Annotated in this window: 12 protein-coding genes and 1 pseudogene; 3 read left to right on the forward strand and 10 right to left on the reverse strand. The window is 58.4% G+C overall.

Annotated features, from left to right (window positions below; all coding sequences use genetic code 11):
- The first annotated feature begins 51 nt into the window (after positions 1 to 51).
- Positions 52 to 3,825: a cobaltochelatase subunit CobN gene (gene cobN, locus SIB58_RS07170; protein WP_066907499.1), complete on the forward strand. Its 3,774-nt coding sequence runs from the start codon at positions 52 to 54 to the stop codon at positions 3,823 to 3,825.
- Between the two features lie 9 nt (positions 3,826 to 3,834).
- Here cobN and SIB58_RS07175 read toward each other — a convergent pair whose 3' ends face one another.
- The 6 genes and pseudogenes from SIB58_RS07175 to uvrC all read right to left on the reverse strand — a co-directional run bounded on the left by SIB58_RS07175 (position 3,835) and on the right by uvrC (position 9,541).
- A complete protein-coding gene (locus SIB58_RS07175; RefSeq protein ID WP_066907503.1) occupies positions 3,835 to 4,398 on the reverse strand; it encodes a hypothetical protein in 564 nt (187 codons plus the stop codon).
- Positions 4,399 to 4,425: 27 nt separating this feature from the next.
- Positions 4,426 to 5,082 (reverse strand): PHP domain-containing protein, encoded by a 657-nt coding sequence (locus SIB58_RS07180; RefSeq protein WP_067325580.1) that lies wholly within the window; start codon positions 5,080 to 5,082, stop codon positions 4,426 to 4,428.
- Positions 5,083 to 5,197: 115 nt separating this feature from the next.
- Positions 5,198 to 5,761 (reverse strand): annotated as a pseudogene (hemJ, locus tag SIB58_RS07185) (protoporphyrinogen oxidase HemJ); the annotation flags it as partial.
- Positions 5,762 to 5,796: 35 nt separating this feature from the next.
- The gene (locus SIB58_RS07190; RefSeq protein WP_369813427.1) at positions 5,797 to 7,311 is read right to left on the reverse strand and encodes a cryptochrome/photolyase family protein; all 1,515 of its coding nucleotides are present in this window, start codon (positions 7,309 to 7,311) and stop codon (positions 5,797 to 5,799) included.
- Positions 7,287 to 7,553: a hypothetical protein gene (locus tag SIB58_RS07195; protein ID WP_156486543.1), complete on the reverse strand. Its 267-nt coding sequence runs from the start codon at positions 7,551 to 7,553 to the stop codon at positions 7,287 to 7,289. The genes SIB58_RS07190 and SIB58_RS07195 overlap by 25 nt, the downstream gene beginning before the upstream one ends.
- 29 nt (positions 7,554 to 7,582) lie before the next feature.
- On the reverse strand, positions 7,583 to 9,541 hold the full coding sequence (gene uvrC, locus SIB58_RS07200; RefSeq protein WP_066907513.1) for an excinuclease ABC subunit UvrC: 1,959 nt from the start codon (positions 9,539 to 9,541) through the stop codon (positions 7,583 to 7,585).
- Positions 9,542 to 9,603: 62 nt separating this feature from the next.
- On the opposite strand from uvrC, the gene coaD reads away from it, so the two are divergent.
- On the forward strand, positions 9,604 to 10,101 hold the full coding sequence (coaD, locus tag SIB58_RS07205; protein WP_066907516.1) for a pantetheine-phosphate adenylyltransferase: 498 nt from the start codon (positions 9,604 to 9,606) through the stop codon (positions 10,099 to 10,101).
- The gene (locus SIB58_RS07210; RefSeq protein ID WP_066907519.1) at positions 10,098 to 11,027 is read left to right on the forward strand and encodes a hypothetical protein; all 930 of its coding nucleotides are present in this window, start codon (positions 10,098 to 10,100) and stop codon (positions 11,025 to 11,027) included. The genes coaD and SIB58_RS07210 overlap by 4 nt, the downstream gene beginning before the upstream one ends.
- Here SIB58_RS07210 and dacB read toward each other — a convergent pair.
- Genes dacB through SIB58_RS07230 form a run of 4 tightly spaced genes read right to left on the reverse strand, consistent with a single transcriptional unit; the run spans position 10,972 to position 14,731 of the window.
- Positions 10,972 to 12,270, reverse strand: a complete 1,299-nt coding sequence (gene dacB, locus SIB58_RS07215) for a D-alanyl-D-alanine carboxypeptidase/D-alanyl-D-alanine-endopeptidase (protein ID WP_066907522.1) — start codon at positions 12,268 to 12,270, stop codon at positions 10,972 to 10,974. The two genes, SIB58_RS07210 and dacB, sit on opposite strands and share 56 nt — an antisense overlap.
- Positions 12,267 to 12,782 (reverse strand): DUF4330 domain-containing protein, encoded by a 516-nt coding sequence (locus SIB58_RS07220; protein ID WP_066907525.1) that lies wholly within the window; start codon positions 12,780 to 12,782, stop codon positions 12,267 to 12,269. The genes dacB and SIB58_RS07220 overlap by 4 nt, the downstream gene beginning before the upstream one ends.
- A 46-nt stretch (positions 12,783 to 12,828) precedes the next feature.
- Positions 12,829 to 13,524 carry a DUF1995 family protein gene (locus SIB58_RS07225; protein ID WP_066907528.1) on the reverse strand — a complete coding sequence of 232 codons (696 nt, stop codon included), beginning with the start codon at positions 13,522 to 13,524 and terminating at the stop codon, positions 12,829 to 12,831.
- Between the two features lie 46 nt (positions 13,525 to 13,570).
- Positions 13,571 to 14,731, reverse strand: a complete 1,161-nt coding sequence (locus SIB58_RS07230; RefSeq protein ID WP_066907531.1) for a cysteine desulfurase family protein — start codon at positions 14,729 to 14,731, stop codon at positions 13,571 to 13,573.

The raw sequence follows: 14,731 nt of genomic DNA on the forward strand, positions 1-14,731 counted from the left end.
ATCTTCTCACCCGTCAGTTCCAGATCGTCTTGTCCTCTGGAGAATGGGGAGATGCACCGCCTAAGCAGCCTGCCAGGGGCCGACATCGATGGGCCGATCTCCTACGTGGAGCAACCCTCTGCGCCGGTGATGTTTCTCACCAGCGCCAGCTCGGACATTTCCGCCCTAGCAAGAGTTCTGGACAGGCCGAAGCAAGTGTTCTGGCAGAACAAGATCCGTGCACTGCCGCTCGATGCCCTCGACCATCCAGCCCAGATCGATCATTACCTGGCCGTCTGCACGGGCGAGACACAGCTGATCGTGATCAGATTGCTCGGTGGTCGCGGTCACTGGTCCTACGGCCTTGAGCAGTGCTGCTCATGGGGTTCACAACAGCCGGGGCGGCAGCTGCTTGTTTTGGCCGGCACTCCCGAACAGGACCGTGAACTGCATCCACTCAGCAGCCAGCCTGAGCCCTTCTGTGATGCCATGGCGCTGCTGTTGCGAGAAGGAGGAGCAGACAACCTGCAGCGTTGGCTCGACGGACTGCAATGGATTCTCGCCAGGGCAGCAGGCGCGGCATCTGCCACGGATCCACCCTCACTGACGCTGACGGCCAGCCCCGATCCCGACCCCTACGACTGGCGGCATGAAGAGGGGCCGACAGTCGGCGTGCTTCTCTATCGCGCCCATCGCCAATCAGCGGATGTTCACTGGTGCGATGTTCTGCTCGACGCCCTTCGAGCGCGGGGACTGGCCCCCAAAGCACTCTGGGTGAGCAGCCTGCGTGATCCGGCCGTACAGAGGGCTGTGAAGGACCTGTTCCGGCAGCAGTCGGTGGAGTTGGTGATCACCTCCACATCATTTGCGTCTGTTCAGTTCTCGGAAGCAGGTCTTGGTGCGCCTCTCTGGGATGAACTGGATCGTCCTGTTCTGCAGATGCTGAGCTCCGGACGTTCCCGTGACCGTTGGCAGAAGTCCTTTCAGGGTCTTGATCCGATTGATCTATCACTTCAGGTTGTTCTGCCTGAACTGGATGGTCGAATCACAACGCGCATTGGCGCCTTCCGCGAAGTGGACCACGCGGATGAGCGATTGTGCACGGCCGTCAAACGATTGCAGCCTGATGGCGCTGGTCTGAACTGGATTGCCGAACACGCCAGGGCCTGGGTCGAACTACGTTGCTCGAAAGCCGAAAACCGTTCACTGGCACTGGTCTTGGCGAATTATCCGCTCAGGAACGGCCGCCTGGCCAATGGCGTCGGTCTCGACACGCCTGCCAGCTGTCTCAACATCCTGCACTGGCTTCGCAAGGACGGATTCGACCTGGGTGAGCAGCTTCTCCCTGAGGATCCTGATTTCCTGATCCAACAGGTTCTCAACGGTCGAACCAACGATCCGGAAAGTCACACCAGGCCACCTCTCACCTACCTGCCGCTTTCTCACTACCAGCGCTGGTGGACATCGCTGCCTGAAGCCGCCAGGTCGCCGATCCTGCAACGCTGGGGTGAACCTGAGACAGCGGTCGATCTTGAGCCTCACGGCTTCCCAATCCACGGACTGCGATTCGGACGTGTGGTTGTTCTGGTGCAGCCCAGTCGTGGCTATGACGCCGATCAGCTCAGTGATCTGCATTCTCCGGATCTTCCCCCTCCCCATCGCTATCTGGCGCAGTACCTCTGGCTGCGGGAAATCCACCACTGTCAACTAATGCTGCATGTGGGCAAGCACGGCAGTGCGGAATGGCTGCCGGGGAAGTCAGTGGGCCTCAGTCCGAGCTGTGCGCCTGCGCTCGCGCTCGGTGCCATCCCCCATCTCTATCCCTTCATCGTCAACGATCCAGGCGAGGGGTCGCAGGCCAAGCGTCGTGGTCATGCGGTGATCCTGGACCACCTCACCCCTCCCCTCGGCAGGGCTGGTCTGCATGGACCGATGCTGTCCCTGGAATCACTTCTGGATGAATACATCGAAGCGAGGCAACTCGGCGCCTCCCGATGCGATCAAATCCAACAACAGCTGATCCAACAGCTGATCGATCTGAACTGGCCTTCGGTTGAAAGGATCCTGGCGAACCAGAGCTCATCAGCAGAGATCGGTGACCTGCTCGAGCAGGTTGAGACCTACCTGTGTGAACTCAAGGAAGCGCAGATCAGAACAGGCCTGCATCGCCTGGGGGAGCATCCACAACCAACTCAACTGGCTGAGTTGTTGCTGGCGATCGCCCGCTCCCCGGCGTCCGATCGTCCTGGACTCACCCAGTGGATGAGCCGCAGTGTCGGCCTGGAATGCGATCCCTGGAAGGACGAGGACGGAGCTTTGCTGTCCGATCAGGATCGGCAGATCCTGGAACGCCATGGCTGCCATCAGCCTCGGCGACTCAGTGATGCGGTGGAGTGGATCGAGACTCAGGCCGAACAGCTTCTGCTGCAGCTGATCGACGGCGAAAAATCAGATCAGCATGACCAGGCGAAACCACTGAACCACTGTTTTCAGCAACTGCTGAGCTCAGAAACCTTGCCTGGTCCACTCCAGTTCATCAAGACTGATCTCTGGCCCAGGTTGAAGCAATCGGCCAGTCATGAACATCAGGCCGTGCTGGCGGCCGCTGGCGGCCGTCGCATTGCCAGCGGACCCTCCGGTGCACCAACCCGTGGACGGGATGACGTTCTGCCGACGGGACGCAACTTCTATTCCGTGGATCTTCGTGGTCTGCCGACAGAAGCGGCCTGGGATCTGGGACGCCGCAGTGCGGAACAGCTGCTGGATCTCTACGAACTCGAGGAAGGGGAACCCCTGCGAAACCTGGCCTTGTCTGTCTGGGGGACAGCCACCATGCGCAATGGAGGCGAAGACATCGCGCAGATGTTTGCCCTGCTCGGCGTGCGGCCCATCTGGGATGGCCCGACACGGCGCATGGTGGACCTCGAGCTCATCCCCTTGACTGTGCTGGAGCGACCGCGTGTGGATGTCACCCTGCGCATGTCGGGATTGTTCCGGGATGCTTTTCCCCAACTGCTTGCCTGGGCCGATCGTGCGCTGTCGATGGTGGCTGGTCTGGAGGAAACCGACAGAGACAATCCCCTGGCAGCATTGACACGCCGCCAGGGGCCTCAGGCCCGTCTGTTCGGATCCGCACCGGGCTCCTACGGTGCTGGACTTCAGGCCTTGATGGACTCAGGTCAGTGGGAACGGCGTGATCAGCTCGGAGAGGCGTACCTGGCATGGAGTTCCTGGCGCTACGACGCTGAAGCGACAGCCCATTCAGACCGGGAAGGGCTGGAACAGGCTCTCCGGAACGTTCAGGTTGTGCTGCACAACCAGGACAACAGAGAACACGACCTGCTCGATTCCGATGACTACTACCAGTTCCAGGGGGGCCTGGCCGCTGCAGTGAACCGGGTCAGCGGCAAAGATCCGAAACTGTTCTTTGCTGATCATTCCCGAAGCGAACGGCTGAGGATTCATCGTCTGGATCGGGAGATCGACAAGGTGGTCCGCAGCCGACTGCTCAACCCTCGCTGGATTGAGGGAATGATGCAGCACGGATACAAGGGCGCCTTCGAGATGGGTGCAAGCCTCGATTACCTGTTTGCCTATGACGCCACCACCGGTGCTGTGCCCGATTGGTGTTACAGCCGAATCGCTGAAAGCTGGCTGCTTGATCCGGATGTCAGAGACTTCCTGCTGAAACGGAATCCATGGGTCATGAGAGACATGGCCGAACGTTGCTTGGAGGCAGCGACAAGGGGTCTGTGGAAAGACGCCGATCCCGCGCTGCTCGAAGCCATCAGACGCGTGTTGCTCGACTCTGAGCGAGCGGTTGAGGCAGGCAACTTCTGCGCCTGAGACGACGATTCATTTGTTGAGATCGCGCACCATTGACAGGAATGGGTCGATTGAACCGGGTTTGTTGCTCTTCTGAGCGCTTGAAGAGGAAGGGGAAGGCTTCGGTTCTTCCTTGGGTTTGAGCTCCTGTTTGCGGGCGAGGGGAGCAGCATCTGGAGCAGCGAGAGCGTTCACCCCTGCCTGCTTCAAAGCGTTCCCCTTGAGCCGCTCGTCGAGTTCCGATTGCGACATCGTTTCGGCAAAGGTTTTCTTCACCGCCTTGGGGACACCCGTATTGACGCTGACCGTTTCTTTTTTGACGACCTGATCACCAAGGCCCTCACTGCGTCGATCGACTTTCAGATCCGTGGCGTCCACCTCAGTGACCATCTCTTTCATGCCAGGACTGTCAAGGGTTCCTGGAAACGTGTGGCGGATGGTCTTGGACTCGCGCATGTAGTTGCGATCGCCAAACGATGAGGCGCTGTCGCTGTCAAGGAAAAAAGCCTCCTGTTTCGGCTTCTTGGCCTTGGGACCCTTTGGAGGCTCGTTTTGATCCGAGCCGGAATTAAGCAGACGATCGAAAAGGCCCATACCCGCAGACAGCGAAGTTTGTCGAACTTAGCGACCTTCTAGGTCCAAGCCGTGACTGTCTGTTCCACACGTACGCAAAAGGCCAAGGTTCTTCAAGCGGCGATCAATGGCTTCGCAGACCACGGGAGACCAGCTCCAACGGGGTTGCATGTCGTAGTCGTACCAGGCTTCACCTCCATCAAATCCAAGTTCTGCAGCGGCATCAATCAAATCAGCGAAGCCGACTCTGTAACGGCCTGGATGAGCAAGAATCGCCAGCCCTCCTGCCTCATGAATCGCCTCACAGACGCTCTCAGCTCTGAGAGCTTCACCCACTGCGGCATCACCGTGGTTGTAAACAGCGAGTGCCCTGTGGGCGGGTTCGAAACCGAGGGCAAGCACGTGGACAAGGCAACCACGCAGGATTGAACTGATTTCCATGCCACTCCAGAGCGTGGGGACCGTCTCTCCGAGATCACGCCGCTGCTTGAGCCAGTCCTGCATCGGTTGGAAGGACGCACTGGAATGGTGATCCGTAACAGACAGTTGGGTCAGTCCCTTGGCGGACGCCTGCCGGATCAGAGCAAGAGGTTCGAGACTCCCGTCACTGCAGAGGGTATGGCAGTGAAAATTGAACTGACCTGGACAGCTGTCCGGTCCAACTGTCTCCAGCACGGCCCTCAAAGGATGGTGATCAGCCGGCATGGGATGCCTTTGTGGAGGCTGCTTCGTTTCCAGCAGCACTGCCAGCAGCATTGATCGCTGAAGCTTCATGCGCAGCAGCCTCATGGACAGCAGCTTCATGGGCAGCAGCATCGCTAGCAGCGGCCTCTGCACGAAGCCGGCGCCAGCGGGCATAAAACTGAATCGAGCCCGCCATGAACACCACCAGCGCAACGATGAACCAGGTGGCTGCACTGGTGGGGAACTGGGTCTTGAACACCACCAGCATCACCACGATCACCAGCAGCAGCGTCGGCAGCTCATTCAGAGCCCTCAACTGTTTGCCATTCCAGGTGAAGGTTCCGGCCTGCAACTGAGCCATCACTCGGTAGCAAAAGGCGTGATAAGCCAGCAGAGCAGCCACGAAGGCCAGCTTGGCGTGCATCCAGCCCTGCTGAAGCCAAGCCGGCTGAGCAATCAACAAACAGATCGCCATCGACACCGCGACCACCATCCCCGGTGTCGTGATGATGTTGGCGAGGCGCTTCTCCATCAAGCTGTATTGCTGCTGGAACGGCACGCGCAGTTCGGGCTCCAGCTCTTCAGCTTCCACGTGATAGATGAACAACCTCACCAGATAGAAGAGGCCTGCAAACCAAACCACCACACCAACGATGTGCAGTGTTTTGAACCAGAGATAGGCCTCAGGAGGAAGCGACATCACAAGGGACGGTATGAATTGACCATAGGCAGGGTTCAGGTCATCGAGTCAAGGAATGCCTCAGCCCGGCGTTGATGAGACACCAAAACCTCCGGATCCATACGGTCCAGGTTGCGAGCCATCATCGCCAGCCGGAACTGGCCACGGAAGAAGTCCTCGTGTGTCTTGATGAAACTCCAGAAAAGTCCATCCCAGATCTCGCACCACTCTCCTTTGCGGTAATCCGACATCTTGCGCACGTAATTCGAGCCGGAGAGATAGGGCTTGGTCGAGAACAGCCCTCCGTCAGCAAACTGACTCATGCCGTACACATTCGGGACCATCACCCAGTCATAGGCGTCCACAAACAGCTCCATGAACCATCGGTAAACACGATTGGGATGAAAACCGCAAAGCAGCATCACATTGCCCAGAAGCATCAGTCGCTCGATGTGATGGCAATAACCGGTGTCCAGAGCATGCTGAATGGCGTCATCGATAGGAGGCAGACCGGTCGTGCCCCGATAGAAGGCTTCTGGGATGGGCCTGTCAACGAACGCCCAGAAGTTGCCGGTGCGCATCTCAACCCCGTGGCGCTTGTACATCGCCGCCATGAACTCACGCCAGCCGATGATCTGGCGGATGAAACCTTCTAGGGAATTCAGCGGCACATCACCCTCGGCGGCCCTTTCAAGGGTGCGATCAAGAACCTGCTGCGGTGTCAACAGACCGATGTTGAGCATTGGGGTGAGCACGCTGTGCCACATCACCCGATGCTGAGTGCTGATGGCATCCTCATAGGCGCCGAAATCTCGTAATCGCTGGCTGAGAAAGTCCTGCAGCCAGGCATCCGCGGACTGATGGTCCAGCGGATAAGCGAACAAATCCCACTGGCCGATCAGCGGCAGATTTTCCTGTTCCAGCTGCTGACGCGACCGATCCACGACAGCAGCGGAGCTGGCTTTCGGTTCCTGAGGAACAGCGATTCCTTTCGGCAGCTTTTTGCGGTTGTCGGCATCAAAACTCCAACGACCACCGACGGGACCGCCGTCGGTCTCGAGAAGAACATTCAGACGTTTGCGCTGCATCTCATAGAACTTGGCCATGAGCGGCTTGCGTCCGGCGGCGAAGTGCTCGTTGATCACCGCATCCGGCGTCAGCAACATCGGAGTTGAGCTGATCTCGATGTTGCAGCCGTTCAGCTCTGCAAATCGACGCAGTCGTTTGCTCAGCACATCGTCAACAGGATCCGCCAGATGGAAGTGCCTGTAACCGATGGCGAACAGAGCCTGGAGATGTCCATGCGTGTCTGGCGCCTGGTGATGGCGTCGTTCTAGAACTGTGAAGCCGCGTCCCCGCAGTCCTTCCGCGTAGACGGATAGGGAACATCGGTGCAGCAACAGCCGCTGACGATGCACCTGCATCGGCCAGCGCGGATCCGTGCCGAAGAAGAGCGGATCCTCAATCAGAGCCACCGGCCTGCCTGGCTGCAGGCTGGGATGGTCGGCAAACAGCTGATGCGGATAAATGACGGTGAGATCCAACCTCAACCCTCCCCGGCCAGACGACATGCACGTCGTCCGATGGATGTGGCATAGGCCCTGTCCACCGGACCTGACATGGGACTGAGCTGGCCTGCCCTGCAGTTCATCACGACCTTTTCTCTGTGACCCAGCTGGTCATTGAGTTTGAGCACGAGCTGCCAGTGATTCTTGGCACTGCGTGTGATGTCATCGGCGCAGACCGGCCCCGTACAGAGTCCTGGTGAGGCAATGACCGCAAGAGGAGAGATCAAACCGACCATAAGAAACATCCCCAGCGCTGCCAGTGTGAAAGCACGGATCATGGCGTCGAGGATCCCGGGTCTTGAATCTGCCCATCCTGCTCTGCATCCTGATCAGGGTGGAAAAAGCGATGGATATCTCGGGCCAGTGCCGGACCGACACCTGGCGCCTGAGCGAGGGTCTGCACCGATGCCAGCTGGATGGCGTCAATGGAATGGAAATGGGCCAGCAGATCCTTCACCCGTTTTGGACCCACGCCGGGGATATCAGACAGACGGGAGCGTTTCATCCGCTCACCCCGTTGCTGGCGATGAAAGCTCACGGCGAAGCGGTGAGCTTCATCGCGAAGGCGACGCAACAGAGCCACTCCGAGCTGATCCGGTTCACTCTCGAGCGGATGACTTTCACCCGGCAGAAAGATTTCTTCTCTCTGTTTGGCCAGGGAGCAGACGTTGAGATCCTCTTGGAGGTCCAGCTCTCTGAGAGCTTCCATCACTGCAGAAAGCTGACCTTTGCCGCCATCAATCATCACCACATCTGGCCAGTCGTTGAGACCATCGGTTTGCAGTGCACTTCCCCCCCTGTGACGCAGAGCTCCAACATCAACGCCTTCAGCCTTGGCACGAGCCCAGCGGCGGAAGCGTCGCCGCATGATTTCAGCCATGGCCATGAAGTCATCGCTGTGCCCGGACCTGATGCTGCTGCTGCGAATCTTGTACTTGCGATAGTGCTGCTTGGCGGGTAAGCCATCAATGAAGACCACCTGGGATGCAACCGCATCACTGCCCTGAATGTGACTGATGTCATAACCCTCGATCCGTCGAGGCGGCGAGGGCAGCTCCAGAAGCTGAGCCAGATCCTCGGTGGCGAGAGCCTGCTGCTCCTGACCCTGTTTCGCCCGTTGGAGCTCATAGTCGGCATTGCGCTGAACCAGTTCGATCAGATCTGCTTTCTGACGCTGCTTCGGGCAGTGAATCTGAACCTTGCGTTCGCGCTGTTCCGTCAGCCACTCCTCAAGCAGAGGCTGTTGGAGAAGTGGATGCTGAACCAGCAACTCAGGTGGAATCTCAACTGCATCCACCTGGCTGTAATGCTCCTCAATCACCCGCTGAAGGATCTGACCGGGATTCTGATTGGAGGCGTCAGCCATATATCCAAGTCGACCGACGAGCTTGCCAGCCCGCATTTGAAACAGCTGAACAGCGGCCAGCCGTTCATCGGCAGCCATGGCAATCACATCACGGCTGACGGAGGCATCGGGCAAGCTCATCTTCTGATCTGCAGTGAGCTGATCGAGTCCTTTGAGCTGATCACGCACTTTCGCAGCTGCTTCGAAGTCCAGACGTTCGGCGTAACGTTCCATCTGTTGATGGAGGAGTTTCTGAAGCTCATCACTTCGCCCCTGAAACACCATCGCCACTTTGCGCAGCGTGCGGTGATAATCCTCTGAACTGATCTGCTCCTGGCAGACCCCAGGACAACGTCCGATGTTGTAGTTCAGACAGGTGCGGTCCTGATGCAGTGGCCTAGGACGCTGCCTGAGTGGGAACACCCGCTTCACAAGGAACAACGTCCTTCTCAACAGACCCACATCGACATAGGGACCGTAGAAGCGATCCAAAGGACTTCGAAAGCGGCGACGCCTGGTGATGAAAATTCTCGGGTAGGCCTCACTCCATGTGATGCAGAGGTAGGGATATTTCTTGTCATCCTTGAGCAGCACATTGAAGTGCGGCTGCTGGTTCTTGATCAGATTGGATTCGAGCGCGAGGGCCTCCGCCTCGCTGTCGGTCACGATGAACTCAATCTCACAGATCTGACGCACCATCAAGCGGATGCGCGGGCTCAGATCGTGGCGGCTGCGGAAATAGCTGCGTACCCGGCTGCGCAGACTCTTGGACTTGCCCACATAAAGCAGACGATCCTCCGCGTCTCGCATCAGGTAACAACCGGGTTCGGTCGGGATTTCCTTCAGCCGACGTTCCAGGCGATCCGGTTGCTCGAGCAAGGTGGGCATGCCGAGAATCTAGGGATGCAGTTGTGCATAGGATCCGGCCAGCACCCGCGGAGGTTGTCGCGATGAAGGCCCTCTATCCAGGCAGCTTCGACCCTCTGACACTCGGGCATCTTGACCTGATCGAACGCGGATCATCGTTGGTGGAGGAACTGATTGTTGCGGTGCTTCAAAACCCAGGAAAGTCTCCCGCCTTCTCGCTGGATGAGCGACTTCATCAGATCCGTCATTCAACAGGTCATCTCAGCAATGTGAGTGTGATCAGTTTTGATGGTCTCACCGTTGAATGCGCCAGATCCAACAACACACAACTGATCCTGCGTGGTCTGCGTGCGATGAGCGACTTCGAATACGAGCTGCAAATCGCCCACACAAATCGGTCACTGGATCCGGATTTTGAGACGGTTTTCCTCAGCACGTCTGCTCACTACAGCTTTCTCAGCAGTTCCGTGGTGAAGGAAGTCGCCCGTTTTGGCGGATCTGTTGACCATATGGTCCCTCCGGTGGTGGCGGAGGACCTCATGAGGTTCTTTAATTCGGCTTTCCACCAACCTCAGCGATGAGCGAGATCCGGTTCTCCGTACTCGACCAGCTCGACCAGCTCGAGGAGATCGTGCTGGAGGGAAGTCGCATTCCCTTCAGTGGCGGAAGGCTCGTCAATGAGCAGGATGCTGTTGAGCTGCTAGACGCAGTCCGCGAAGCCATGCCCGCCCAGGTCGAGCAGGCCGATCAGCTGCTCCAGAAACGTGATGAGTTCATCTCCACAGCGCGCACTCAGGCCGACGACATCGTCAGCAAAGCCCAGCAACAGCGCGAACAGCTTCTTGCCCAGGCATCCATCCGTCAGGAAGCGGAGCGTCAGGTCAGCGAGATGCGTGAACAGGTTCGTCAGCAGTGCGAGCAGATGCTTCAGGGTGCTCGCCAGCAGTCCGCCCAGATGGAGCAGGACATGCAGTCAAAGCACGCGCAGCTCGAGCAGCAGTTCGCCTCCCGTCGCCAGCAGCTTGAGCAGGAGTCGCTGCAACGTCGCCAACAGCTCGATCAGGAGGCCAACGAACTCAAGCGGCAGCTCTCCGAACAGCATGAGCGCAACCGGCAGCAGTCACTCCAGGAACTCGAGCAGATTCGGGTTGAAGGACTGCGTCTGCAGAAGGAAGCTCAGACTGAAGCAGAGCGACTGCATCAGGATGCGTTGCAGTTCAGGCAGCAGACTCAGCAACAGTGTGAATCGTTGATTCAGCGCAGCCGTCAGGAAGCCGCGAATGTTCAGGACGGGGCAAACCGTTATGCCGAACAAACGCTCGGTGAGCTCGAACAGAGACTCAAAGAGATGGCACAGGTTGTCCTGGCCGGACGTCAGGAACTGGTGAAGATCCAGACAGGACGGCAGGAATCACCCGAGGCTGAGGCGAAGGATGGCAAGACCGTCCCGATTAGCCGAGCACGTCGGGCTGCCTCGCGGGTGCGACAGATGAGGGGCATGGGCTGAATCTCTGAACGGATCTAAGGATTTGCCCCATCACCGTGTTGGGGCGTCCAGATCCATTGGAAATCATGCTCACGTACCTGGGACCATCAACGGTCTGCAGATAACCGGAAATGCTGCGCACTCCGCTGATGGTTCCTGTCTTACCTCGAAAACGTCCGTCAAGAGTTGTTCCGCGATAAAGATTGCGCAGAGTGCCTCTGCGGCCCGCAATGGCCATGGAGGACTGGTAATACGCCGAGAATGGATGCTGATCCATGCGCATCAGCAGAGCGGCGATAGTGTTGCTCGTGACGCGATTGTTTCGCGAGAGTCCACTGCCATCAGCCACGCGCAACCCCTGAATTGGCAGACCCTGCTCATACATCCAGCGCTCTGTTGCACGGGAGGCCGCCCTGACGTCCCAGAGGCCTGAAGCCTGTCGCATCAGAACCTCTGCGGTGAAATTGTGGCTCTCCGTGTTGGCAAGGCTGAGCAACGCGTGCATGGGAGCGGAGTTCTCCTCGTGCAACACCACCGTGTCCTGCTGCACAGCTGAAATGTTTTCAGCAAGCGGTTGGCCCCTCTGGATCTGCACCGTTCCACCGCGACGAATCGCTTCCTGTTGAAACAGTCTTTGCAGTCGCGAGTACGGATCACTCACAGCACCGCCAACGGCATTGCTGGTGAGCGCCAAACGCGTGATCGGCGCCCCATAGGCATAACCACGATCAGCAGGGTGCCAATCGCTGGGCCACCAGTTGCTGCGAGGTTCTTCCCGCACCATCAGCTTCACATCCGAGACGGCATTGCCTCTGGCACCGCCTTGACGAAGCGCGGCAAGAACGAATCGCTGAAGACCTGCAATCCCGAGATCAGGATCTCCCTGACCGTTCAATTCCAATGAGCCATCTGGCCTCTGGATCAGACGGGTTTTCAAACGAAAATCCGGGCCGAGGCGATCGAGGGCGTAGGCGGTGCTGATCAGCTTTTGATTGGATGCAGGAATCCTTGGGACGGCACCGTTCACGTTGCCCAGAACATCTCCATCGCTGTTGAGAACGGTGACAGACCACACTCTCGCTTCGCTGCCGACATTGGTTCTGAGTGCCTTTTCAAGTTCCGGACACGAACGAGCCTGCTGCAGCTGCGGCAGTGGCTGCTCGGTCGGCGGCGGCGGGATGATCAGTGGAACTGCCTGATTGGCGGCCACCGGCATGGCCAGGGGTGTCAGGAGAAGTCCAGAGGTCAGGAGCATTGTTCTCATTGGACGGAAACTCCACTGACAATTCCGTTCACCCGATAGAAACGGCCTTCAAGTTCTACAGGAATTCCAACTTTTAGCTTTGTGCCTGCCATCACAACACCAGACGAGGTGACTGTGGCGTCACCCTGAAGAACAAAGCGGGCATCGAGCATGCCCTGGATCGTCCTGTTCGGGTCATCGGCCATCACAACGCTGCCATCAGGAAGAACGGAAGCGAGCTGGCGCCTGATGTCGTCGACCCTGATCAGTTGCACACTCCCAGCGGGCTGGTTGCGGATCACGAGGGAGGTACGACCGGATTTGAGAGCTTCCGCGATCAGTTGATCCGGGTCGGCAGCACTGGTGTTGCGGACATCCACAGTGACTTCCACTGGTTTGACCGCCCCGGTAGCCCTGGCGACCGTGTTGCTGAGCTTCGGACTCCACAAAACACCCCCGATAGCCACCAGGGCAACAACCGCGGCGGCGACGTCAATGACGGACATTGATCGAAGACGATCAGAGATGGCCATGGGAGTGAGCTCGGGATGGCAACACTAAAAGTGATGGGCCTGGGTATCAACCACGCAGATCATCAATGAAGCGATCCATCGCCCCAAGGGTCTGCCTTAAACCATCCCCCGCACTGGCAAGAGCTTCGTCAATCTGTTCCTGATCAGGACGGGCAGCGAATTGCTTGACCCATCGATATCCATCCGGATCCATGCGGAACAGTTCCCATTGCTGCTGACGTTCCTGCATCAGAGCACCTTGAAGAAAGGGTTCCAGATGAAAGGCCGATTGCCAGACGGACATGAATCCCTTGCGTCGCTGGCGAGCCACACTGCCGATACCGACAGCGGCGTCTTCCAGACGGCTGTTCAGCAGTACAACCGGTTCAAACCACTGACTACAGATCGCCTCAACCGTCTCGTAATCGCTGGGTTGAGCACCGACGATCAGCAAAAGATCACCACGTCCGGCCCAGGCAGGGTCACGTTGCAGCTGATTCAGATCAACGCAGCACTCGGCCAGTTCAGGTCCATCACGCTTGGCCAGGGCTGCCGCACCTGCATCGGGCCAGGCCAGCAGCAGACCGATGCCGCTGTCCTTCAGTGCCTGAGACAGACGGATTGCGGGTCCGAGCAGCCGAAGACCCTCGAACTTCCAGGTGATTTGCCATCGCCCACGACGCTTGGAGCTAAGAACCTCACTCAGAGCAACAAATGTGCGTTGTTCAGCTTCAGAGAGATCAGCGGGAAGAACGGCGCTCACCAGGCTCTGTTAGGTCGCTGGGGCGGAGCGTACAGCCGCTGCGTTATCAACTGCAGAGTGCCTGCTCGAGTCCTTGATGAAAGCGCTGGACGATCCCATCAAGGTCCTTGCGTTCAATCCAGGGCCCGAGGCTGATTCTGATGCTTGATCGCCGCATCGTGTTGGGAAGCCCCATGGCAGCCAAAACAGGGCTGTCGCTGTCCTTGCCGGATGAACAAGCACTGCCGCTGCTGACAGCCAGTCCGCATGCATCCAGAGTGCGAACGAGTCGACGACCTGAAACGGGTTGGCCGTTGTGATCGTTCACCAGCAGTGAAAGATGGTGAGGAAGCCGATCCTCTGGATCGCCGCAGACGATCAGACGTTGATCCCTGAGGAGGCTGTCGCGTAAAGCATCACGGAGATCAGCGATGCCGTGTCCTGATCGAGCGAGATCAGCTGGAGGACAGCACTCGATCTGATCCAGCGCAGCGGCCATGCCGATTGCCAGAACAACGGATTCAGTGCCACTTCTCAGGCCTCCCTCCTGACCGCCACCTGAGAGAAGCGGTTTCAGCCCGGAGCGAAGCGACTCGCGCGTCATCAGCAGTCCGATCCCTCTGGGGCCCCCGCATTTGTGAGCCGAGGAGCTGAGCAGATCGACAGGTAAATGCTTCCAGCTGGGAAGTGCCTGGCTCAGAACCTGGGTGGCATCGGTATGGATGACGATCCCCCTCGTTCTGCAAGCTTCTGCAACGGCGAGCAAGGGTTGAATCGTGCCGACTTCACCCTGACCCCATACCAACGAAACAATCTGAGTTGGTGGAGCCAGCAGTTGCTCGAGAAGTTCCAGCCTGATCCTGCCCAGCTGATCAACAGGCCATTCGGTCACCTCCCAGCCGCTCATGGCCAGCAGACGCGCAGCCCCGGAGACGGCAGGGTGTTCGACCGAAGAGATCACAAGCCGGCCTGGCGAACGGGAGGCGGCGAGCCCATGCAGCGCGAGATGGATGGATTCGGTGGCACCGGAGGTGAACACCACATCTCGGTGATCCGCACAGAGATTTGAGGCAATCTCAGAGCGGGCCCTCTCCAGAGCCTCAGAGGCTTTCAGCCCGAATCCATGAAGACTGGAAGGATTGGCCCAGGCCTGATCCTGGGTCTCGATCATGCGTTGAAGCACTCCCGGCCTGAGGGGCGCGGTTGCGCAGGCATCGAGATAGATCAC

Origin of the sequence: Synechococcus sp. MIT S9504, from assembly GCF_047497135.1 — a bacterium.
In the GTDB taxonomy this organism is placed as follows: Bacteria; Cyanobacteriota; Cyanobacteriia; order PCC-6307; family Cyanobiaceae; genus Synechococcus_C.